This is a genomic window from Caballeronia sp. INML2, assembly GCF_023631365.1.
GTDB classification, from domain to species: domain Bacteria; phylum Pseudomonadota; class Gammaproteobacteria; order Burkholderiales; family Burkholderiaceae; genus Caballeronia; species Caballeronia turbans.
The window spans coordinates 1-971 of record NZ_JALQDH010000105.1 but is presented as its reverse complement, the minus strand read 5'-3'; the positions used below and the strand labels follow the sequence as shown (position 1 = coordinate 971).

Genomic DNA, 971 nt, shown 5'->3' with positions numbered 1-971 from the left:
TGCTCGATTACCGGCACGAGAAGAAGGTCATCGGTCAGTGGCCGGGCATCCTTGCCCGCTTCACGTTGCCGGACGGCCGGCTCGGAACGTTGCACCGCACCTTCCTTGAACGCTCGAAACCGGCGAAAGCGTCGATCGTCACTAACGATGGCGAGATCCTTCCGGCCAAGCTGAACGACGTGACGCTGCATAAGCTCAACGGCGGCGCAGTCCGGCTGATGGATCCGGTCGACGGTGAAATTGGCGTCGCGGAAGGTCTTGAGACGGCGTATGCCGCGCACATGCTCTTCGGCGTGCCGGTCTGGTATTGCCTGAATCGAATCCTTCTCGCCGATTTTGTTGTGCCGGACGGCCTCGGAATCCGCGTCGTTCATATCTTCGCGGACTTCGATGCGGTCGATCCCCGCACCGGCAAATCGCCGGGCGTCGATGCTGCATTGAAGCTGGCGAAGCGGCTGCGAGCTGAAGGCTACACGGCTATGGTTCACCGGCCTAAAAAGCGGGAAACAGATTTTGCCGACGAGTGGTGTGCGTCTCAGGCAGCGCATCGCCCTGCGATGGCAATGGTGGTGCGCCGCGACGAACGCGAAGCACTGCACGTTTGATTGTTTGATTCCGCGGCCGTCTGGCCGCTAATAGTAACTTTCTGCCCGGTGGGGATTCGTCCCCGCTGGGGCCGCAATCCGCCCGAGCTTTTCCAATGGAGAAAAGGAAATGAGCTTCAGGATGATTGTTGGCCGGTATGAAATCGTGGCAACTTCCGGTGTCGAGAACGGCTCGGTCAGGGTAGGGAAGTCGCAGGCGGAAGCCTATGACGTCATCGACCGGAAACGAGGTGGTCATGCCCGACTGGAGAAACAAGGCGTCACGCTGGACACTGCTTGGTTTTACTGCATTCGTCGACAGGCGAGCGCACAAGGTGTATCTCTGCTGCATTGATTACCCCCTGAAGACAAAAGCCCCGACCATTG

General features: G+C 59.2%; 2 protein-coding genes. Both read left to right on the top strand.

Annotated features, from left to right (window positions below; genetic code table 11):
• Positions 1 to 605, top strand: a 605-nt coding sequence (locus tag NCT32_RS32140; protein WP_250491228.1) for a toprim domain-containing protein, incomplete at its 5' end; no start/stop codon positions are given.
• A gap of 109 nt (positions 606 to 714) precedes the next feature.
• Entirely contained in the window at positions 715 to 939 is a 225-nt protein-coding gene (locus NCT32_RS32135; RefSeq protein ID WP_238218260.1) for a hypothetical protein, read from the top strand.
• Positions 940 to 971 lie beyond the last annotated feature (32 nt).